The sequence below is a fragment of the Streptomyces sp. NPDC057253 genome, from assembly GCF_042669125.1.
Lineage (GTDB): Bacteria > Actinomycetota > Actinomycetes > Streptomycetales > Streptomycetaceae > Streptomyces.
Genome location: NZ_JBHUXV010000161.1, coordinates 1 through 18484 on the forward strand (window position 1 = coordinate 1; position 18484 = coordinate 18484).

Here is an 18484-nt window from a genome sequence, read left to right on the forward strand (position 1 = left end):
ATCCAAGACCTCGTCGCTGACGTCGAAGTTGGCGAAGACGTTCTGGACGTCGTCGCTGTCCTCGAGGGCGTCGATCAGCTTGAAGATCTTCTTGGCGCCCTCCTCGTCCAGCTCGACCTGCATGGTCGGGACGAAGTTGGCCTCGGCGGAGTCGTAGTCGATCCCGGCGTCCTGGAGGGCGGTGCGGACGGCGACCAGGTCGGTGGCCTCGCTGAGCACCTCGAAGGACTCGCCCAGGTCGTTGACCTCCTCGGCGCCCGCGTCCAGGACCGCGCCGAGGACGTCGTCCTCGCTGAGCTCGCCCTTGGGGACGATGACGACGCCCTTGCGGTTGAAGAGGTACGACACCGAACCCGGGTCGGCCATGGAGCCGCCGTTGCGGGTCATGGCGACGCGCACGTCGGAGGCGGCGCGGTTGCGGTTGTCGGTGAGGCACTCGATGAGCACCGCGACGCCGTTCGGGCCGTAGCCCTCGTACATGATCGTCTCGTAGTCGGCGCCGCCGGCCTCGAGGCCGCCGCCGCGCTTGACCGCGGAGTCGATGTTCTTGTTCGGGACCGACTGCTTCTTGGCCTTCTGGATGGCGTCGTAGAGCGTCGGGTTGCCCTCGATGTCGACACCGCCCATGCGGGCCGCGACCTCGATGTTCTTGATCAGCTTCGCGAAGAGCTTGCCGCGCTTGGCGTCGATCACGGCCTTCTTGTGCTTCGTCGTAGCCCATTTAGAGTGGCCGGACATCTGCCTGTCTCCTTCGCGTAACCCATCCCTGCAACCAACGCCTGAGATCCTACAAGGACTCCGGCGCCCGGTTCGCGCGCACCATGTCGACAAAGAGAGCGTGCACGCGGTGGTCGCCGGTCAGTTCCGGGTGGAAGGACGTGGCGAGCGCGTTGCCCTGGCGGACCGCGACGATGTGGCCGTCGTGCTCGGCGAGCACCTCGACCTCGGCGCCGACCGACTCGACCCAGGGGGCGCGGATGAAGACGCCCTCCACGGGGTCGCCCGGGACTCCCCGCACGCCGACGGCCGCCTCGAAGGACTCGTTCTGTCGTCCGAAGGCGTTGCGGCGCACGATCATGTCGATGCCGCCGATCGTCTCCTGGCCCGAGCGCGGGTCGAGGATCTTGTCGGCGAGCATGATCAGGCCCGCGCAGGTGCCGTAGACGGGCAGGCCGTCGCGTACGCGCGCGCGGAGGGGCTCCATCAGGCCGAAGAGGACGGCCAGCTTGGAGATCGTGGTCGACTCGCCGCCGGGGACGACGAGGCCGTCGACCTCGGCGAGTTCCTCGGGGCGCCTGACCGGCCTGGCCACGGCGTCGGCCGCGGCCAGGGCGACGAGGTGCTCCCGGACGTCGCCCTGGAGGGCCAGGACGCCGATGACAGGGGCTTCGTTGGACATGGGGTGGTTACCAGCCGCGGTTGGCGTAGCGCTCGGTCTCGGGGAGGGTGTCGCAGTTGATGCCGACCATGGCCTCGCCGAGGTTGCGGGACGCGTCCGCGATGATCTTCGGGTCGTCGTAGAAGGTGGTGGCCTTCACGATGGCGGCGGCGCGCTTGGCCGGGTCGCCGGACTTGAAGATGCCGGAGCCGACGAAGACGCCCTCGGCGCCGAGCTGACGCATGAGCGCGGCGTCGGCGGGGGTGGCGACGCCACCGGCGGAGAACAGCACCACGGGGAGCTTGCCGAGCTCGGCGACCTCCTTGACGAGCTCGTAGGGGGCGCGCAGCTCCTTGGCGGCGGCGTACAGCTCGTGATTGTCGTAGCCGCGCAGGCGGGCGATCTCGTTCTTGATCTGGCGCAGGTGGCGGACGGCCTCGACGACGTTTCCGGTGCCGGCCTCGCCCTTGGAGCGGATCATGGCCGCGCCCTCGGCGATGCGGCGCAGGGCCTCGCCCAGGTTGGTGGCACCGCAGACGAACGGGGTCGTGAAGGACCACTTGTCGGAGTGGTTGACCTCGTCGGCGGGGGTGAGGACCTCGGACTCGTCGATGTAGTCGACGCCGAGAGACTGGAGGACCTGGGCCTCGACGAAGTGGCCGATGCGGGACTTCGCCATGACCGGGATGGACACGGCCTCGATGATGCCCTCGATCATGTCCGGGTCGGACATCCGGGCCACGCCGCCGTCCTTGCGGATGTCGGCGGGGACCCGCTCCAGGGCCATGACGGCGACGGCGCCCGCGTCCTCCGCGATCTTCGCCTGCTCCGGCGTGACGACGTCCATGATCACGCCGCCCTTGAGCTGCTCCGCCATACCGCGCTTCACGCGCGCGGTGCCGGTCTCGGGAGCCTGGTTCTCGGTGCTGGACACGGGTTTGACCTCGCTGAAGTGAAAAGAGGATTTGTGCAGCACCGAGGAAACGTCATCGGACCAGGCCACAGCAAGGGCCAATGGGGAGCCGGTGGATCGTTTTCGTGGCCCCGGGGGTGGGGCCGGGTCGCCTGTTCCCTATGCGCTCCGGTCGACGAGTGCCGCGGGCGGCTCGTCGTCCATCTCGAAGGCCATCGGGAAGGGGGCGTGGCCGGCGAGGCGGAACCAGCGGACCTTGCGGTGCTCGCGGAGCCTGCGGGCCGCTCCCACCGCGTCGTTGTGGAAGCGGCGGGCCATCGGGACCCGTCGTACGGCCTCGGTGAGCTCGTGGGCCGCGGCCTCTCCCCCGGGTGCCTCGCGGACCGCCTCCACCTGGGGCGGCTCCGCGAACACGGCCCGCAGCGCCTGGCTCAGCTCGCTCTCCGCGACCTCCCGCTGCTCCTCCTCGGCCTGCCGCGCCGCGTGCGCGGCCTCGTACAGCACGATCGACGCGGCCGGGTCGAGCACACCGGAGGTGGCCAGCTCCAGCGCCACCGACGCCCGCCGCACCAACTGCGCGTCCAACCCCGCGCGCGTGGCGTCGATCCTGGCATGCAGCCGGTCGAGACGGCCCGCGGTCCAGCTGAGGTAGAGCCCGATCGCGACGAGCGCGACGAGGATCCAGATGAGGGTGGGAGTCACGGGGAGCAGGCTATCGGGGCGAGTAAGGGCAGTAAGGGTCGAGTCCCGGGTGCGGGTGCGTCGTGGCTGGTCGCGCAGTCCCCGCGCCCCTGGGTGGGTGCAGTCAGGGTTGCCCGGCGTGATCAGGCACGGGACCTCTCAGGGTCTGGTCAGGCAAGCCCCGCCGCACCCGCAACCCGCAGGCCCCGGTACCGCTCAGTCCCGCGCCAACCCCAGCCGTGCCCGCAGTCCCGTCCCCCGGTCGTCCTCCGCCGCTGCCACCGCTGCCGCGCCCGCCGTCACCGTTTCGTAGACCGACAGGATGTCCGCGCCTACGGTCGACCAGTCGAAGCGGCGGACGTGGGCGCTGCCGCGTTCGCGCAGTTCGGCGAGGCGTGCCGGGTCGCCGAGGAGTCGTACGGCCGCTTCCGCCAGCGCGTCCGCGTCCTCGTTGGCGAAGAGCTCGCCCGCCGAGCCGTGGTCCAGGACCTGGGCGAAGGCGTCCAGGTCGGAGGCGAGCACCGCGGCGCCCGCCGACATGGCCTCGACCAGGATGATCCCGAAGCTCTCGCCGCCGGTGTTGGGCGCGATGTACAGGTCGACGCTGCGCAGGAAGCGGGCCTTGTCCTCGTCGCTGACCATGCCGAGGAACTCCACCCGCGCACGCAGCTCCTCGGGGAGGGACTCCACCGCCTCCTCCTCGTCACCGCGCCCGGCGACCAGCAGCCGCGTCCCCGGCCGCTCGGCCAGGATCCTCGGCAGGGCCTTCATCAGCACCGGAAGGCCCTTGCGGGGCTCGTCGATGCGTCCCATGAACCCGATCGTGCCGCCCTGCCACTCGGGTTTCGGCTCGGCCTTGGCGAAGAAGTCGACGTCCACGCCGTTGGGGATGACCACCGCGTCGCCGCCCAGGTGCTCGACCAGCGTGCGCCGGGCGTACTCGCTGACCGCGATCCGGGCGCTGATCTTCTCCAGTGCGGCCTGGAGGATCGAGTACGCGGCGATCATCGCGCGCGAGCGCGGGTTGGAGGTGTGGAAGGTGGCCACGATCGGGCCCTGCGCGATCCAGCAGGTGAGCAGGCCGAGGGACGGCGAGGACGGCTCATGGATGTGCACGACGTCGAACTCGCCGTCGTGCAGCCAGCGCCGCACCCGCGCGGCGCTCAGGAAGCCGAAGTTGAGCCGGGCCACCGAGCCGTTGTACGGCACCGGCACCGCACGCCCGGCCGAGACGACGTACGGCGGCAGCGGGGTGTCGTCGTCGGCCGGGGCGAGGACGGACACCTCGTGGCCGAGGCGGATGAAGTACTCGGCGAGGTCGCGGATGTGGAACTGGACGCCGCCCGGCACATCCCAGGAGTACGGGCAGACGATGCCGATTCTCACGGGCGGGCCCCGTCCGACGGGCGGGGTTCGAGATCCTTCAGCCACAAGCGCTGGAGCATGTGCCAGTCCTCCGGATGGTCGGCGATCCCGGTGGCGAAGGCATCGGCCAGCGCCTGTGCCATGACAGACGTCTTTTCGGCCCGGGTACCTGACTGGGGCACCTCGACCGGCGGATGCACCCTGCCCTGCATGACGGGCGAGTCGTCGTACCAGAGTGTCACCGGAAGCAGCAGCGCGCCCGTCTGCTGGGCCAGCAGGGCCGGGCCCGCGGGGATGCGGGTGGCCTCGCCGAAGAACCGCACCTCGACGCCGGAGGACGACAGGTCCCGCTCGGCGACCAGGCAGACCAGGCCGCCGTCGCGCAGCCGCCGGGCCAGGGTGCCGAAGGCGGTGCCGCCGCTGTGCGGGAGCACCTCCATGCCGAGGCCCTCGCGGTAGGCGACGAAACGGTCGTACAGCGTCTCCGGCTTGAGCCGTTCGGCGACCGTGGTGAACGGGGTCTCCAGCTTGGTGGTGACCCAGGCGCCCGCGAGGTCCCAGTTGGCCATGTGCGGCAGCGCCAGGATGACGCCCTTGCCGGCCGCGAGCCCGTCGGTGAGGTGGTGCAGGCCCTTGGGGTCGAACCCGGCCTTGATGCGGTCCTTGCTCCAGGCGGGCAGCCGGAAGGATTCCATCCAGTAGCGCAGGTACGACCGCATGCCCGCGCGCGAGAGCTCCGCGAGGCGCTCGGGGCTCGCGTCGGGCACCACGCGCGCGTAGTTGCTCTCCAGCCTGAGGACGCCCTTGCCGCGCTGCTTCCAGGCCAGGTCGGCGATGCTCCGGCCGAGGCGCACGGCGACCGGTTCGGGGAGCGTCTTGACCACGCCCCAGCCCAGGCCGTACAGCGAGTCCGTCAGCCGCTCCTGGGCGCTCACTTCGCGGCCTCGCTCCCCTGCTGCCGGGGCTTCTCCTCGACGGAGGCCGAGGCCGGGGAGGGGGTCGAGGTCGGGGCTGCCGTGGCCTGCGCTGTCGCGGCCGCGGCCTCCTCGGCCTCCGCCGACTCACGGCGGACCGTGACGACCCGCTGGATCAGCGTGACCAGGCTGCCCACGGCGACGATCCACAGGGCGATCGGCAGCAGGTACTGGATGCCGGGCACACCGAACTTGTGCAGGCCCGCGAAACCGGCCGCGACCAGCGAGATCACCAGGCGCTCGGCGCGCTCCACGAGGCCGTTGACGGCGACCGGCAGCCCGATCGACTCGCCACGCGCCTTGGTGTACGAGACCACCTGGCCGCTGGCCAGGCAGAAGATGGAGACCGCGCACAGGGCGATGTCGTCGCCGCCCCCGGCGTACCAGAGGGCGAAGCCGCCGAAGATCGCGCCGTCGGCGACGCGGTCCAGCGTGGAGTCGAGGAAGGCGCCCCAGCGGCTGGAGCGGCCGAGCTGCCGGGCCATGTTGCCGTCGACCAGGTCGGAGAACACAAACAGCGTGATCACGACCGTGCCCCAGAAGAACTCGCCCATGGGGTAGAAGACCAGCGCGCCCGCCATCACGCCGGCCGTGCCGAGGAGCGTGACCGTGTCGGGGCTGACGCCCCTTCTGATCAGAAATGAGGCGAACGGGGTGAGGACACGCGTGAAAAATGCACGCGCGTACTTGTTCAGCATGGCCTTCCCGACGGTCGGTGTGGCCGGCTCGGCCCCTGCTGGCCACCGGCTGGCCCATCGTAGCCACGCGCGCGCGTGGGCGGCGGCCGGGCACCCGGAGCACATGTCACGGGCGTGCCGCACCAGGGTCACGGCGCGATCGCGTCCGTCGTATGGACGCACCGTGACGGGAGTGGAAAGCTCGAAGGACCGCGGGCGTCACCGGAGCCGCCACCGCACGCGGGTTCCGCACGTCCGCGCCCACAGATGACCTCACCGTGCACGGGAGGCAAGGCCATGGGCGACAAGGCGAACGCACACCCCGGAGCCGCCGGCAGGGCAACAGCGGCCGACCACCCCGCGTCCGTACGGAATGTGGTGCTGGTCGGCCACTCCGGTTCGGGCAAGACGACATTGGTGGAAGCTCTCGCGCTGACGGCGGGAGCAGTGAACCGGGCGGGCCGCGTGGAGGACGGCGGCACCGTGTCCGACTACGACGAGATCGAGCACCGGCAACAACGCTCGGTACAGCTCTCCCTGGTGCCCGTCGAATGGGACGGGTACAAGATCAACCTTCTGGACACCCCCGGATACGCCGACTTCGTCGGTGAGCTCAGGGCCGGTCTGCGAGCGGCGGACGCGGCCCTTTTCGTCGTCTCGGCCTCGGACGGGGTGGACGGCTCCACGCGCATGGTGTGGGAGGAGTGCGCGGCCGTCGGGATGCCCCGGGCCATCGTCGTCACGCATCTGGAGGCCGCGCGGGCGGACTTCGAGGAGATGACGAGGATCTGCGCCGAGACCTTCGGCGGCGACGACCCCGACGCCGTACTGCCGCTCTATCTGCCCCTGCACGGCCCGCAGGGGCCTGACGGGCACGCGCCCGTGACGGGTCTGACCGGGCTGCTGTCGCAGAAGCTCTTCGACTACTCGTCCGGGGAGCGCAAGGAGTCCGAGCCCGGCAAGGACCTGCTGCCGGAGATCGAGGAGGCCCGCAACCGGCTCATCGAGGGGATCATCTCGGAGAGCGAGGACGAGACCCTCATGGACCGCTATCTGGGCGGCGAGGAGATCGACTTCAAGACCCTCGTGGAGGACCTGGAGCGGGCCGTCGCGCGCGGGGTGTTCCACCCGGTCCTGGCCGCCGCCCCCGCGGCCGAGGGCGCCAAGCAGGGGCTCGGCACGGTCGAGTTGCTCGAACTGGTCACGGGCGGGTTCCCGACGCCGTTCGAGCACCCCACGCCGGGCGTCACCACCATCGACGGCAAGCCGCGCGAGATCAAGGCGTGCGACACCGAGGGCCCGCTGGTCGCGGAGGTCGTGAAGACCGCGTCCGACCCTTACGTCGGCCGGATCTCGCTGGTGCGGGTCTTCTCCGGGACCCTGCGCCCGGACGAGACCGTCCATGTCTCCGGGCACGGGCTCGCCGACCGCGGGCACGAGGACCACGACGTCGACGAGCGCATCGGCGCGCTGTCCGCGCCCTTCGGCAAGCAGCAGCGTCAGCTCTCGCACTGCATCGCGGGCGACCTCGCGTGCGTGGCGAAACTGAGCCGCGCGGAGACCGGCGACACCCTCTCCGCCAAGGACGACCCGCTGCTCATGGAGCCGTGGGAGATGCCGGACCCGCTGCTGCCGCTCGCCATCCAGGCGCACAGCAAGGCGGACGAGGACAAACTCTCGCAGGGCCTGGCCCGGCTGGTCGCCGAGGACCCGACCATGCGGCTCGAACAGAACCAGGACACCCACCAGGTGGTGCTGTGGTGCCTGGGCGAGGCGCACGCCGACGTGGCGCTGGAGCGGCTGCGCAGCCGGTACGGCGTGCAGGTGGACGTCGTGCCGCACCGGGTGTCGCTTCGGGAGACGTTCGCCGACAAGGCGGCCGGGCGCGGGCGGCATGTGAAACAGTCCGGCGGGCATGGGCAGTTCGCCATCTGCGAGATCGAGGTGGAGCCGCTGCCGGGCGGTTCGGGCATCGAGTTCGTGGACAAGGTCGTCGGCGGCGCGGTGCCGCGGCAGTTCATCCCCTCCGTCGAGAAGGGCGTACGGGCGCAGGCCGCCAAGGGGGTCGCGACCGGTCATCAGCTCATCGACGTCCGGGTCACGCTCCTGGACGGCAAGGCGCACTCCGTGGACTCCTCGGACGCCGCGTTCCAGACCGCCGGCGCGCTCGCGCTCAGGGAGGCGGCGGCGGACGCGCGGATCCATCTGCTGGAGCCGGTCGCCGAGGTGTCCGTGCTGGTCGGGGACGACTACGTGGGCGCCGTGATGAGCGACCTGTCCGGGCGGCGCGGCCGGGTGCTCGGCACCGAGCAGACCAACGGCGGACGCACGCTGATCAAGGCCGAGGTGCCCGAGATCGAGATCGGGCGGTACGCGGTCGACCTGAGGTCCCTGTCGCACGGCACCGCGCGTTTCAGCCGTTCCTACGCGCGGCACGAACCGATGCCGCCGCAGATCGCCGAGAGGATCCGTGAGGAGGCGCGGGAAGCCTCGTAGTGAAGGGGCGCGGGACGCGTCGTGGTGAAGGGGCTCGGGATGCCTGGTAGTTGGGGCGGGGTGCCGCGCAAGTGGCTTTCACAGCCCCGCGGGTGACGTTTGTGGAACGCTCCCCTCCGAATCGGCGGGCGGCTTCGGCCGTCCGCCGATTAATGTCAGTGCGTACGGATACGCTGATGACCTGATCAACAGGTGTGCGAAGCAAGGAAGTCGGGAAGGCCGCAGTGGGTGAGTCCGGCGGCGATCGGGGGCGGGAATGACCGTTGACAGCGGCTACGCGGACATCTTCGGTCCGCAGGTGCCGCGCACCGGCGACGAGGCACAGACGGCGACCTTCGCCCTGGCCTCGGCGGCCTATCGGGACAATCCGGTGGAGGAGATCCTCAAGGCCAACAACGAATGGCACGAGTCGGTCGTCAAGGGCGGCCGCAAGTGGGCGAAGATCTTCCGGCCCAACCTGGGCGAGGCCTTCTCCACAGCGGTGATCACCCGCATGCTCGGCAAGGGCCGCAAGCCCCTCATCCAGTCCTTCGGGGCGGAGCCGCAGGTCGTGGTCGAGCACTGTCTCGCGGCCAACAACATCCGCCGGGACCGGGACAACTGGCTGACCGCCGTCATGGTGTTGTGCGGACTGCTCTTCCTGCCCGGCCTCCTGGTCTGGCTGCTGATCTTCACCCTGCGCACCAATGTCGCACGGCGCGAGGACAAGCAGGCCGGAGCGCTCGCCACCGCGTTGCTGGTCGCGGTGGGCGCGCTCGCCGTGCTCTTCCTGATCAAGATGCCGTTCGCCGGGTTCTGGGGCATGTACGCACGCGCGTGCGTGGTCCTGCCCGTGGTCGGCTGGTTCTGGGCCAAGCAGATCTGCGAGCGCACCGCGCGGGATCTGCGGGAGCGCTGGGCCAGTCTGCTGGCCGGCAGCAGCGTGGGGGCCAAGGTGCCCGAGGCGGTGCCGAGCAACCCCGGCGAGACCGCGGCCGAGCAGCTGCGCCAGTCCCTGGCCCACCTCAGCGCCGAGCAGCAGTCCAACTCGGTCTTCTACGCCGGCCCCAAGGGCATACTCGGCATGGGCACCCGCTGGGGCAGCTGGCAGCTGGCCGAGGACCTGGTGTCCGCCGACCCGACCCGGGAGATCCACCCCTTCCGCAGCTGGGACGTCATCCGTTCCATCCACGACCAGCTGCGCATGCTGGAGCGCAACACCATCAACACGGGCGGCTTCCCGAAGCCGACGGTCCGGCACTGGATCGTCACCCCGATCGCCGAGGGCGCGAAGGAGGTGTCCCGGCCGGGGGGCACCGACGTCGACGCGTACCAGGTCAAGAGCCACGCCATACAGGACATCTGCAACAAGCAGCAGTTCGGCGGCGGCGACCGGCACTACCTGGGCGTGCAGTGGACGCTGTGGGAGGGCCAGCTGGTCCTCACCATGCTGATCACCGTGACCGTGCTGCACGAGACACTGCGCATCGAGGTCACCGGGCACGCGCTGGGGCCGGTGCACGGACTGTTCACCTCGAAGCCGGCGGCCAAGGAGAAGGAGGTCGCCAAGTCGATCCGGTTCTGGGAGACCCGGAAGATCAAGCTCCCGCTGGTCGACGCCGACGAGGTGGTCCGCCTCGCCGCCCGGGCCCCTCTGACCCGCTACCCCCCGCTGCTCAACTGGCTCGGCGGCTCGCTCGCCCTGCCCGAGCCGTTCGGTCTGCGGCACGCCTGGGCGGACCGGCCGTGGCGGCACCGCTTCATGGCCGACGACGCGCTGCGCGCCGCGACCCCGGTGCTGCGGGTCGTGCATTCCGCGGCGATACGGGTGCTCGCGGAGAACGGCGTGGACACCGAGAAGTTCGGCACGCGCGCGGGGTTCCTGAGCACGCAGGTGCAGGATGTGTCACCGAAGAAGGCGGACGTCTACGACGCGTAGGCCTCCGGCGGTTCGGCCGAATTGGCGTGCGGGTGGGTCTGGGTTCCGGTCCCCCTGGGGGCTGCGCCCCCAGACCCCCCTTCGGCCTTGCGGCCTCGTCCTCAAACGCCGGACGGGCTGGTCGATGCCGGCCAGGCCTCCGACAGCATCTTCCTCGTGTCGCCCAGCAGCTGCGGCAGGACCTTCGTGTGGCCGACGACCGGCATGAAGTTCGTGTCGCCGCCCCAGCGGGGGACGATGTGCTGGTGGAGGTGGGCGGCGATACCGGCGCCCGCGACCGTGCCCTGGTTCATGCCGATGTTGAAGCCGTGCGCACCGGACGCCGTGCGCAGGGCCGTCATCGCCTGCTTGGTCAGCGCGGCCAGCTCGGCGGTCTCCGGCTCGGTGAGATCGGTGTAGTCGGCCACATGACGGTAGGGCACGACCATGAGGTGGCCGCCGGTGTAGGGGTAGAGGTTGAGCACCGCGTACACCAGTTCGCCGCGGCGGACGATCAGGCCGTCCTCGTCGGACTTGGCCGGGATCGAGCAGAAGGGACAGCCGTCGTCGGCACCGGGGCCGGTCGGCTTGTTCTCGCCCTGGATGTAGGCCATCCGGTGGGGTGTCCACAGACGCTGGAACGCGTCCTGCGTCCCCACTCCCAACTGCTGCTCCGGCTCACTCGTCATGCCATGCAGCATATGGCTTCGCCCGTTCGCGCCGTGTCGGCGGGGTTGTGCGAAAAGCAGCCCGGGCCAAGCTGGGCAAGTGGACGACGACACCGGCAGGCACCCCGAGAACGGGCACGAGGACCACGACAGGGACGGGCACCGGGGCCGCGATACCGACGGCCACGGGGGCCACGACACCGACGCCCGCGAGGCACGTGGCAGCGACCCCCGCCAGGCCCACGACGCCGACGGGCCCCCGAGCACCGACACCGACGGGCCCTCGCGCACCGGCACCGGCGCCGGCACCACCCACGGCGCTCACGAGTCCGCAGGCCACGGCCCCGACAAGAGCCCCGCCCGCGACACCGCACACCACCCGGCCACCGAAGCCGACGCGGACCCCCGCCCCGGCCCGGACACCAGCACCGGCACACGCCCCGCTCCCGACGCCACCACCACCCCCCACCGCCTCACCCTCTGGGAGCAACGCACCGAGATCCTCCTCGCCCTCGCCTCCCTGGCCTTCCTCTCCTCCTACGCGCTCCGCGTCCTGGCCCCCGGTCTCCCCCAGCCCGCGCTCGATCTCTGCCTGGCCGTCACCCTGGCCGCCTGGGCGCTGTTCGCCGTCGACTACGGCGTGCGCTGGTGGCTCAGTGGGCAGGGGCGGCGCTTCGTGCGGAGGCATCTCCTGGACACCGTCGTGCTGCTGCTGCCGCTGCTGCGGCCCCTGAGGATCGTCAAGGTGTACGAGACCGTCCAGCGCCGGCACGGAGAGCCCCGGCTGCCGCTGCACGGGCGGGTGATGGTGTACTCCGGCCTGTCGACCCTGCTGCTCGGCTTCACCGGTGCCCTCGCCGTCTTCCAGCAGGAACGCCACGCCCCCGGCACGACCATGCCCACCTTCGGCGACGCCGTCTGGTGGACCTGCGCCACCCTCACCACCGTCGGCTACGGCGACGTCACCCCGGTCACCCCGCTGGGACGCCTGATCGCGGTCGGCGTGATGATGATCGGGCTGGCCCTGCTCGCCGCCGTGACCGGCACCTTCGCCTCCTGGCTGCTCCAGGTGTTCTCCCGCGAGGGGGACGACGAAAGGCCCCCGAGGAGCTGAACTCCCCGAGGGCCCGCCGTACGGAACGTCAGACCTGCGCCCGCTCCTCCACGACCTTCACGATCTTCGCGATGGCCTCGTCGAACGGGATGCCGTTCTCCTGCGAACCGTCGCGGTAGCGGAAGGACACCGAGCCGGCCGACATGTCCTCGTCGCCCGCGATGACCATGAAGGGCACCTTCTGCTTCTGGGCGTTGCGGATCTTCTTCTGCATCCGGTCGGACGAGGAGTCCACCTCGACCCGCAGGCCCTTCTTCTTGGCCGCGGCCGCAAACTTCTCCAGGTACTCGACGTGGGTGTCGCCGATCGGGATGCCGACCGCCTGGACCGGGGCCAGCCACGCCGGGAAGGCGCCCGCGTAGTGCTCCAGGAGCACCGCGAAGAACCGCTCGATGGAGCCGAACAGCGCGCGGTGGATCATGACCGGCCGCTGCTTGGAGCCGTCGGGCGAGGTGTACTCCAGCTCGAAGCGCTCCGGCAGGTTGAAGTCCAGCTGGATCGTCGACATCTGCCAGGTGCGGCCGATCGCGTCCTTGGTCTGGACGGAGATCTTCGGGCCGTAGAAGGCGGCGCCGCCCGGGTCGGGGACGAGCGGCAGGCCCTGCTTCTCGGCGACCTGGCGCAGCGTCTCGGTCGCCTCCTCCCAGACCTCGTCCGAGCCGACGAACTTCTCCGGGTCCTTGGTGGACAGCTCCAGGTAGAAGTCGGTCAGGCCGTAGTCGCGCAACAGGCCGAGGACGAAGGTGAGCGTCTTGTCGAGCTCCTCCGACATCTGCTCCCGGGTGCAGTAGATGTGCGCGTCGTCCTGGGTGAAGCCGCGGGCACGCGTGAGGCCGTGCACCACGCCCGACTTCTCGTAGCGGTACACGGTCCCGAACTCGAAGAGGCGCAGCGGCAGTTCGCGGTAGGAGCGGCCGCGCGCGTCGAAGATCAGGTTGTGCATCGGGCAGTTCATGGGCTTCAGGTAGTAGTCCACGCCCTCGTCGAGCTGCATGGGCGGGTACATGCCGTCGGCGTACCAGTCCAGGTGCCCGGACTGCTCGAAGAGCTTCCCCTTCGTCGCGTGCGGGGTGTAGACGAACTCGTAGCCCTCCTCCTCGTGCCGGCGGCGCGAGTAGTCCTCCATGACCCGGCGGATGATGCCGCCCTTGGGGTGGAAGACGGCGAGGCCGGAGCCGATCTGCTCGGGGATCGAGAACAGGTCGAGTTCGGAGCCCAGCTTGCGGTGGTCGCGCTTCTCGGCCTCGGCGAGGAAGTCGAGGTGTGCCTTCAGCTCGTCCTTGGTCGGCCACGCGGTGCCGTAGATGCGCTGGAGCATGGGGTTCTTCTCGCTGCCGCGCCAGTAGGCGGCCGCGTTGCGCATCAGCTTGAACGCCGGGATGTTGCGGGTCGACGGCAGGTGCGGACCGCGGCACAGGTCCTTCCAGCACAGGTCGCCGGTCTTGGCGTCCAGGTTGTCGTAGATCGTCAGCTCACCGGCGCCGACCTCGACGTCCGCGCCGTCGTCGGAGGAGGCCGAGCCCTTGAGGCCGATCAGCTCCAGCTTGTACGGCTCCGACGCCAGCTCCTCGCGGGCCGCCTCGTCGGTCACCACACGGCGGCTGAAGCGCTGCCCGCGCTTCTGGATCTCCTGCATCTTCTTCTCGATGGCCTTGAGATCCTCGGGCGTGAACGGCTTCTCGACGTCGAAGTCGTAGTAGAAGCCGTCCTTGACCGGCGGGCCGATGCCCAGCTTGGCCTCGGGGAAGAGCTCCTGCACGGCCTGCGCCATGACGTGCGCGGTGGAGTGGCGCAGGATGTTCAGGCCGTCCTCGGAGGAGATCTCGACCGGCTCCACGACCTCGCCCTCGGCCGGCGAGTAGGCGAGGTCCTTGAGCTCGCCTCCCACGCGCGCGGCGATGATCGAGCGCTCGCCGGCGAAGAGCTCGGCGGCCGTAGTGCCCGTCGTCACCACGCGCTCTTCCCGCTCGGAATCGCGTTGGATGATCACACGGACGTCTGACACCGGTCTCTCCTGACTGAAGGCGGATGCGGCGCCATACCGGGAGCGCGCGCAATAGGGGATCGTACCGACCCGGCCCCCACCTCCGCGAAATCAGTCCCCGCCGAAGGACTCCTCACCGGGCTCCCCGCAGGCCTCCTCGAAGAAGTCCAGATTCTCCTGGAGGGACTTCAGCAGCCGGTCCCGTTCCGCCTCGTCGACCTGCACGGGCGCCACTCCGGTGGCTCCGGTGAGCCTGCGGAAGCCGCCCCGGCTCTCCAAGCGGCCGTGCACCCGCACCGGCAGCCCCACGAGATGGGCCTGCCCGGCGATCCGGTACGCCTCCTCGTCCAGCGTCAGCCGCAGGTGCGGGATCTCGGCGCCGGCGATCACCCGCAGCCGTACCGACCCGTCCCCGCGCGGCCCCGACCTGCGCATCCGCACGACGGTGCCGGTGATCCGCACCGCCACGGAGGGTTCCTCGCGCAGGAAGCGGGCCCCGGCCTCGCGCAGCACGGGCAGGTCACCGGGCGAGAACTCGACGGCCTCGGAGCGCGCCGCGCACCCTTCGGGCACCCCGGCCGCGGGCGCCCACTCGACGGCGATCCGCGCGCCCTCCGTCCCGCGCACCAGCGAGATCAGCGCCTCGGTGAGCTCCCGGCTGACGCCCGCCTCGACGGCCCCGTCGAAGGCGTCCATGCCGCCGGTGGCCCGCTGGTAGTCGATCGCCTCCCGGGTGGCGTAGAGCGCCTGGTGGAGGCGGACGGCGAGCGGCCGGCCGGTGTCCACGGGCACGAAGGCGGTGAGCCCCCGGCCCCCGGCGGCCGAGCCGACCAGGACGTTGTCCAGGGCCGCGGCTGCCGTACGGCGGTAACGGGCGCCGTAATAGCCGGCACGCGCGCGTGTGGCGAGGGCGCCGGCGAGGAGGGTCTGGCGGGCGGCGGAGCGCAGTTGCTCCTCGACCGACCAGGGGGTGGCGTCGGCGGGGCCGGTCGGGACGTCCCGCCACCAGCGGATCTCGTCGCTGGGCACGGCGAGCCCGACGAGCACCTCGCGCGCGGAGGGCGTGCCGCTGCGGGACAGGGCGACGAGGGCCTCGCCGAGCAGGTCGTCGCTGTCGGGGAAGGCGCGGCTCTCCGGTACGAGCAGACTGGTGCCGCTCGCGCCCGGTCCCGGTGGCGTCCAGCGGCCGTAGCGTCCGGGGGCTCCGCCGCGGCGCTGCCAGCCGTGCCGGTGCAGCAGGGCGCTCAGGACGGCGGGGTCGACCTCGTCGGGGCTCGGGGAACGCTCCCAGTGGGCCTCCGGGTGGGGGCGTACCGCACGCAGTGGCTCCTCCAAGGGGCGGTGGGTCATGGTCTGCCTCCCGTCCCGACCCGCGTCATGATCTCGCACAGCGCCCGGTCGTCGAAGATGCGGTTGGTGGGGATCCGCACGGTGGTCCGAGTGCGGCCGGTGATCGGGTGGCCGGCCAGGTTGACCCAGTAGCAGCAGTGCCTGAGGTCGAGGCGGTCGTGGCTGGCGCGCAGCCAGTCGTCCTGGGCTCGGGGGACGAGCATGACCACCAGGATCTTGTGGACCGACACCGGGGTGCGGGCGAGCTTGCGCAGATGGTCGTTGTCGAGCGTGAAGGAGAAGAAGCGGCCCGCCGGGTTCGGGGCCACCTGGTAGGTGCACTTGAGCTGCACCTTGATGGTGACCTCGTCGTCGACGGTGTGTCCGGGCGAGCCGTGGCTGACGTGCCAGTCGATGCCGTTGTCCGGGAAGGGCTGGGACAGCGAGCAGCCGGCCGCCGCCGCGACGGCGTGCAGATAGCCCACCTGCAAGGTCTCCATGCAGGCGGTGGTGGCGAGCGTGCCGCGAAGGGGTCCCGTACGTTCGGGCAGCAGCCCGCCCCGCTCGGGCTGCGCTATCGCCATGACCAACAGCCTTCCAAGCCAAGTGACATGCCCGCACAGGGGCCACATGAATCGCACACCGGGCCGCTGAACTGCAAAGACCCGTACTCCTGTTGTGTCCTTCCGGCGTACGGCGCAAACAGCCCGGGTATCACCAAACTGGCAGAAGACGGTGCGTCAGCTGCCGTGGGTGAACGAGGGGTTGTGTAGGTATGACGTGCTGGTACGAAGGGCCCCTGGCCGCTTTCGACACGGAGACCACGGGCGTGGACGTCGAGACCGACCGGATCGTGTCGGCCGCCGTCGTCGTCCAGGACGCGGCGGGCACCCGGCCACGGGTGAGCCGGTGGCTGGTCAATCCGGGTGTACCGGTGCCCGCCGGGGCGACGGCGGTGCACGGGCTGACGGACGAGCATCTCCAGCGCAACGGCCGCTGGCCGGCGCCGGTGATGTTCGAGATAGCCGAGGTGCTGGCGGAGCAGGCGGCGGCGGGCCGTCCGCTGGTGGTGATGAACGCGCCGTTCGATCTGACGCTGCTGGACCGGGAGTTGCGCCGCCATCGCGCCTCGTCCCTGGACCGCTGGCTGGACACCTCACCGCTGCTGGTGCTGGATCCGCGGGTCCTCGACAAGCATCTGGACCGCTACCGCAAGGGCCGCCGCACCCTCACCGACCTGTGCGCGCACTACGGCGTGGAGCTGGCCGGCGCGCACGACGCGGCGGCCGACGCGCAGGCCGCGCTGGATGTCGTACGGGCCCTGGGGCGCCGGTTCGCCGCCCGGCTGGAGCGGCTGGCGCCCGCGGAGCTGCACAACCTCCAGGCGGTCTGGCACGCGGCCCAGGCGCGGGGGCTCCAGGCGTGGTTCGCGCGCAGCGGCCAGGAGGAACTGGTGGACCCGGCCTGGCCCCTGCGCCCGGACCTGCCGGCGGCGGCATGAGAAGACCGGTTCATGAAGAAAGCCGGCCCGTCTGCGACGGACCGGCTTTTCCCGGTGGGCGATACTGGGTTCGAACCAGTGACCTCTTCGGTGTGAACGAAGCGCTCTCCCACTGAGCTAATCGCCCGGGAACGCACTGAACAATACAGGTCCCTGCGGCCTTCCTTCAAACCGCTTCCAAGTACGCGACGAGCCCCCGCTGTCCGGCGCGCATCATGAGCCGGTGGTTGGCCAGGAAGACCGGCCGTCCGGGCACGGCGAAGCGCCGGAGCAGCGGCTTGTTCACCTCGGTGACCTGGTCGTAGTGGGCGAGCGTGCCCTCGCCGGCCGCGGTGAGGGTCCAGCGCGCCCAGCCCTCCAGGTCCCCCTCCATCGCGATCTCCAGCACCCCGGCCTCCCGGTCGCGCCGCACCTCGCGGGCCGTGAAGACCAGGTCGTACGGCAGGGTGGCGCGGATGGTGATCAGGCCGCTGGTGTCGTCGAGCCGTCGTACCTCGCGGACCTGGGGCCACCAGCGGGGGTACTCCTCGGCGCGCTCCAGCACGTCGTAGACGACGGCGGGCTTCGCGGGCAGGGACCACAGGCTGCGGAAACGGTATCGGGTCCAGTCCATGGGCAGAGTCTGGCATCGGATCCGAGTACGGATTGAGTACGCGTACTCATGTCGCCCGGCGTGACCCAGCCCACACTTCAGGGCATGACGCACATCCCGCCCCCGGCCGAGGAGCTGCGGCTCATCGACGCCGAGCTGTGGCAACTGGACGCCCGCCGGGCCCAGTTGCTGACCCGTCGGGCCTGGCTGGTCGCCGCGCTCCAGCCGCGCCGGACCTCTCAGTCGCCCCACCCGCGGTGGCAGGCACCGACGCCGCCCGGATCGACGCCCTCCGCCCTTGCCCGTCCCGAGGCGAGCGCACCGAGCGTGCAGAACGTGCTCCTGGTGCTCGGCGGTGTTCTGCTGACGGTCGCGGCGATGGTGTTCACGCTGGTCAGCTGGGGTCATCTGGGCATCACCGGCCGGGCCCTGGTGCTCGGCGCGGTCACCCTGGCGGCGCTCGGCTCGCCGTTCCTGCTGCTGAAGCGCGGGCTGCGCTCGACGGCCGAGTCGGTGGCGGGCCTGGGCCTGGCCCTGACGGTGCTGGACGCGGTCGCCCTGCACGGGGCGGTGTTCCCGAAGACCGCCGGCGCTCCGTACACGGCCCTCGCCTCCGCGCTGCTGGCCGGCCTGTGGGCGGGCTACGGCCTCCTGCCGGGCGCCGACGCGCTGCGTCTGCCCCGTCCCGCCGCCCTGGTCGCGGCCCAGCTCCCGCTGTTCTTCTGGGCGATCGCGGCCGACGCGGGCTCCTTCGGGCTCACGGCCGCCCTCCTGGTGACGGCCGGGTGCGACACGGCCGTGGCGCTCCGGGTGACGCCCCGGCCCCTGCGCGTGGTCGCCGCGATCGGCGCGTACGGCGTGGGCGGCTCGGGCACTCTGGCGGCCGGCTGGCTGACCTGGACAGCCTCCGGCCCG

At 71.0% G+C, this 18484-nt stretch carries 16 protein-coding genes, 1 tRNA gene and 1 pseudogene; 5 read left to right on the plus strand and 13 right to left on the minus strand.

The genetic code is table 11. From position 1 onward, the window contains the following. The 7 genes from ACFULQ_RS43975 to pgsA all read right to left on the minus strand — a co-directional run. Nucleotides 1-738 (minus strand): YebC/PmpR family DNA-binding transcriptional regulator (locus ACFULQ_RS43975; RefSeq protein ID WP_383555967.1); only part of this gene is annotated, 738 nt, incomplete at its 3' end. Between the two features lie 49 nt (nt 739-787). Next, the gene (pdxT, locus tag ACFULQ_RS43980) at nt 788-1399 is read right to left on the minus strand and encodes a pyridoxal 5'-phosphate synthase glutaminase subunit PdxT (protein WP_383555969.1); all 612 of its coding nucleotides are present in this window, start codon (nt 1397-1399) and stop codon (nt 788-790) included. Between the two features lie 7 nt (nt 1400-1406). Then, on the minus strand, nt 1407-2312 hold the full coding sequence (pdxS, locus tag ACFULQ_RS43985) for a pyridoxal 5'-phosphate synthase lyase subunit PdxS (RefSeq protein ID WP_123759535.1): 906 nt from the start codon (nt 2310-2312) through the stop codon (nt 1407-1409). 138 nt (nt 2313-2450) lie between these two features. Continuing rightward, nucleotides 2451-2993, minus strand: a complete 543-nt coding sequence (locus tag ACFULQ_RS43990) for a hypothetical protein (RefSeq protein ID WP_383555971.1) — start codon at nt 2991-2993, stop codon at nt 2451-2453. Between the two features lie 195 nt (nt 2994-3188). Beyond that, nucleotides 3189-4358, minus strand: coding sequence for a glycosyltransferase family 4 protein (locus tag ACFULQ_RS43995; RefSeq protein ID WP_383555974.1), 1170 nt, complete (start codon nt 4356-4358; stop codon nt 3189-3191). Beyond that, nucleotides 4355-5272 (minus strand): phosphatidylinositol mannoside acyltransferase, encoded by a 918-nt coding sequence (locus ACFULQ_RS44000; protein WP_383555976.1) that lies wholly within the window; start codon nt 5270-5272, stop codon nt 4355-4357. The genes ACFULQ_RS43995 and ACFULQ_RS44000 overlap by 4 nt, the downstream gene beginning before the upstream one ends. After that, the gene (gene pgsA, locus ACFULQ_RS44005; protein ID WP_383555978.1) at nt 5269-6009 is read right to left on the minus strand and encodes a phosphatidylinositol phosphate synthase; all 741 of its coding nucleotides are present in this window, start codon (nt 6007-6009) and stop codon (nt 5269-5271) included. The genes ACFULQ_RS44000 and pgsA overlap by 4 nt, the downstream gene beginning before the upstream one ends. A 276-nt stretch (nt 6010-6285) precedes the next feature. On the opposite strand from pgsA, the gene ACFULQ_RS44010 reads away from it, so the two are divergent. Further along, nucleotides 6286-8484 carry an elongation factor G-like protein EF-G2 gene (locus ACFULQ_RS44010; protein ID WP_383555980.1) on the plus strand — a complete coding sequence of 733 codons (2199 nt, stop codon included), beginning with the start codon at nt 6286-6288 and terminating at the stop codon, nt 8482-8484. Between the two features lie 256 nt (nt 8485-8740). Beyond that, entirely contained in the window at nt 8741-10402 is a 1662-nt protein-coding gene (locus ACFULQ_RS44015) for a hypothetical protein (RefSeq protein ID WP_383555981.1), read from the plus strand. A gap of 101 nt (nt 10403-10503) precedes the next feature. Here ACFULQ_RS44015 and ACFULQ_RS44020 read toward each other — a convergent pair whose 3' ends face one another. Beyond that, a complete protein-coding gene (locus tag ACFULQ_RS44020; protein WP_383555984.1) occupies nt 10504-11082 on the minus strand; it encodes an HIT family protein in 579 nt (192 codons plus the stop codon). 466 nt (nt 11083-11548) lie between these two features. Between ACFULQ_RS44020 and ACFULQ_RS44025 the strand changes: the two genes are divergently transcribed. Beyond that, nucleotides 11549-12163, plus strand: a complete 615-nt coding sequence (locus ACFULQ_RS44025) for a potassium channel family protein (RefSeq protein WP_383555999.1) — start codon at nt 11549-11551, stop codon at nt 12161-12163. A gap of 28 nt (nt 12164-12191) precedes the next feature. On the opposite strand, the gene thrS is transcribed toward ACFULQ_RS44025, so the two are convergent. The 3 genes from thrS to ACFULQ_RS44040 form a co-directional block, all read right to left on the minus strand. Beyond that, on the minus strand, nt 12192-14168 hold the full coding sequence (gene thrS / locus ACFULQ_RS44030; RefSeq protein WP_383555986.1) for a threonine--tRNA ligase: 1977 nt from the start codon (nt 14166-14168) through the stop codon (nt 12192-12194). A 90-nt stretch (nt 14169-14258) separates the two neighbouring features. Continuing rightward, nucleotides 14259-15497 carry a hypothetical protein gene (locus tag ACFULQ_RS44035; protein WP_383555989.1) on the minus strand — a complete coding sequence of 413 codons (1239 nt, stop codon included), beginning with the start codon at nt 15495-15497 and terminating at the stop codon, nt 14259-14261. Beyond that, the gene (locus ACFULQ_RS44040; RefSeq protein WP_383555992.1) at nt 15494-16060 is read right to left on the minus strand and encodes a DUF4365 domain-containing protein; all 567 of its coding nucleotides are present in this window, start codon (nt 16058-16060) and stop codon (nt 15494-15496) included. Before ACFULQ_RS44040 ends, ACFULQ_RS44035 begins: the two co-directional genes overlap by 4 nt. Before the next feature lie 191 nt (nt 16061-16251). Here ACFULQ_RS44040 and ACFULQ_RS44045 point away from each other — a divergent pair, with 191 nt between their 5' ends. Then, the gene (locus tag ACFULQ_RS44045) at nt 16252-16977 is read left to right on the plus strand and encodes a 3'-5' exonuclease (protein WP_383555994.1); all 726 of its coding nucleotides are present in this window, start codon (nt 16252-16254) and stop codon (nt 16975-16977) included. Nucleotides 16978-17032: 55 nt separating this feature from the next. Here the strand turns inward: ACFULQ_RS44045 and ACFULQ_RS44050 are convergent. Both ACFULQ_RS44050 and ACFULQ_RS44055 read right to left on the minus strand, forming a co-directional pair. Further along, nucleotides 17033-17104 (minus strand) — tRNA-Val (locus ACFULQ_RS44050). 39 nt (nt 17105-17143) lie between these two features. Then, entirely contained in the window at nt 17144-17590 is a 447-nt protein-coding gene (locus ACFULQ_RS44055) for an SRPBCC family protein (RefSeq protein WP_383555996.1), read from the minus strand. 84 nt (nt 17591-17674) lie between these two features. Between ACFULQ_RS44055 and ACFULQ_RS44060 the strand changes: the two are divergent. Next, nucleotides 17675-18484: pseudogene (locus tag ACFULQ_RS44060) on the plus strand (hypothetical protein); the annotation flags it as partial.

Excerpts from the sequence above, each read along its gene's own strand:
- ACFULQ_RS44040 (WP_383555992.1), bottom strand. The coding sequence starts at position 16,060 with ATGGCGATAGCGCAGCCCGAGCGGGGCGGGCTGCTGCCCGAACGTACG.
- ACFULQ_RS44055 (WP_383555996.1), bottom strand. The coding sequence starts at position 17,590 with ATGGACTGGACCCGATACCGTTTCCGCAGCCTGTGGTCCCTGCCCGCG.
- ACFULQ_RS44010 (WP_383555980.1), top strand. The coding sequence starts at position 6,286 with ATGGGCGACAAGGCGAACGCACACCCCGGAGCCGCCGGCAGGGCAACA.
- ACFULQ_RS44020 (WP_383555984.1), bottom strand. The coding sequence starts at position 11,082 with ATGCTGCATGGCATGACGAGTGAGCCGGAGCAGCAGTTGGGAGTGGGG.
- pgsA (WP_383555978.1), bottom strand. The coding sequence starts at position 6,009 with ATGCTGAACAAGTACGCGCGTGCATTTTTCACGCGTGTCCTCACCCCG.
- pdxT (WP_383555969.1), bottom strand. The coding sequence starts at position 1,399 with ATGTCCAACGAAGCCCCTGTCATCGGCGTCCTGGCCCTCCAGGGCGAC.
- ACFULQ_RS44015 (WP_383555981.1), top strand. The coding sequence starts at position 8,741 with ATGACCGTTGACAGCGGCTACGCGGACATCTTCGGTCCGCAGGTGCCG.
- ACFULQ_RS44045 (WP_383555994.1), top strand. The coding sequence starts at position 16,252 with ATGACGTGCTGGTACGAAGGGCCCCTGGCCGCTTTCGACACGGAGACC.
- ACFULQ_RS44035 (WP_383555989.1), bottom strand. The coding sequence starts at position 15,497 with ATGACCCACCGCCCCTTGGAGGAGCCACTGCGTGCGGTACGCCCCCAC.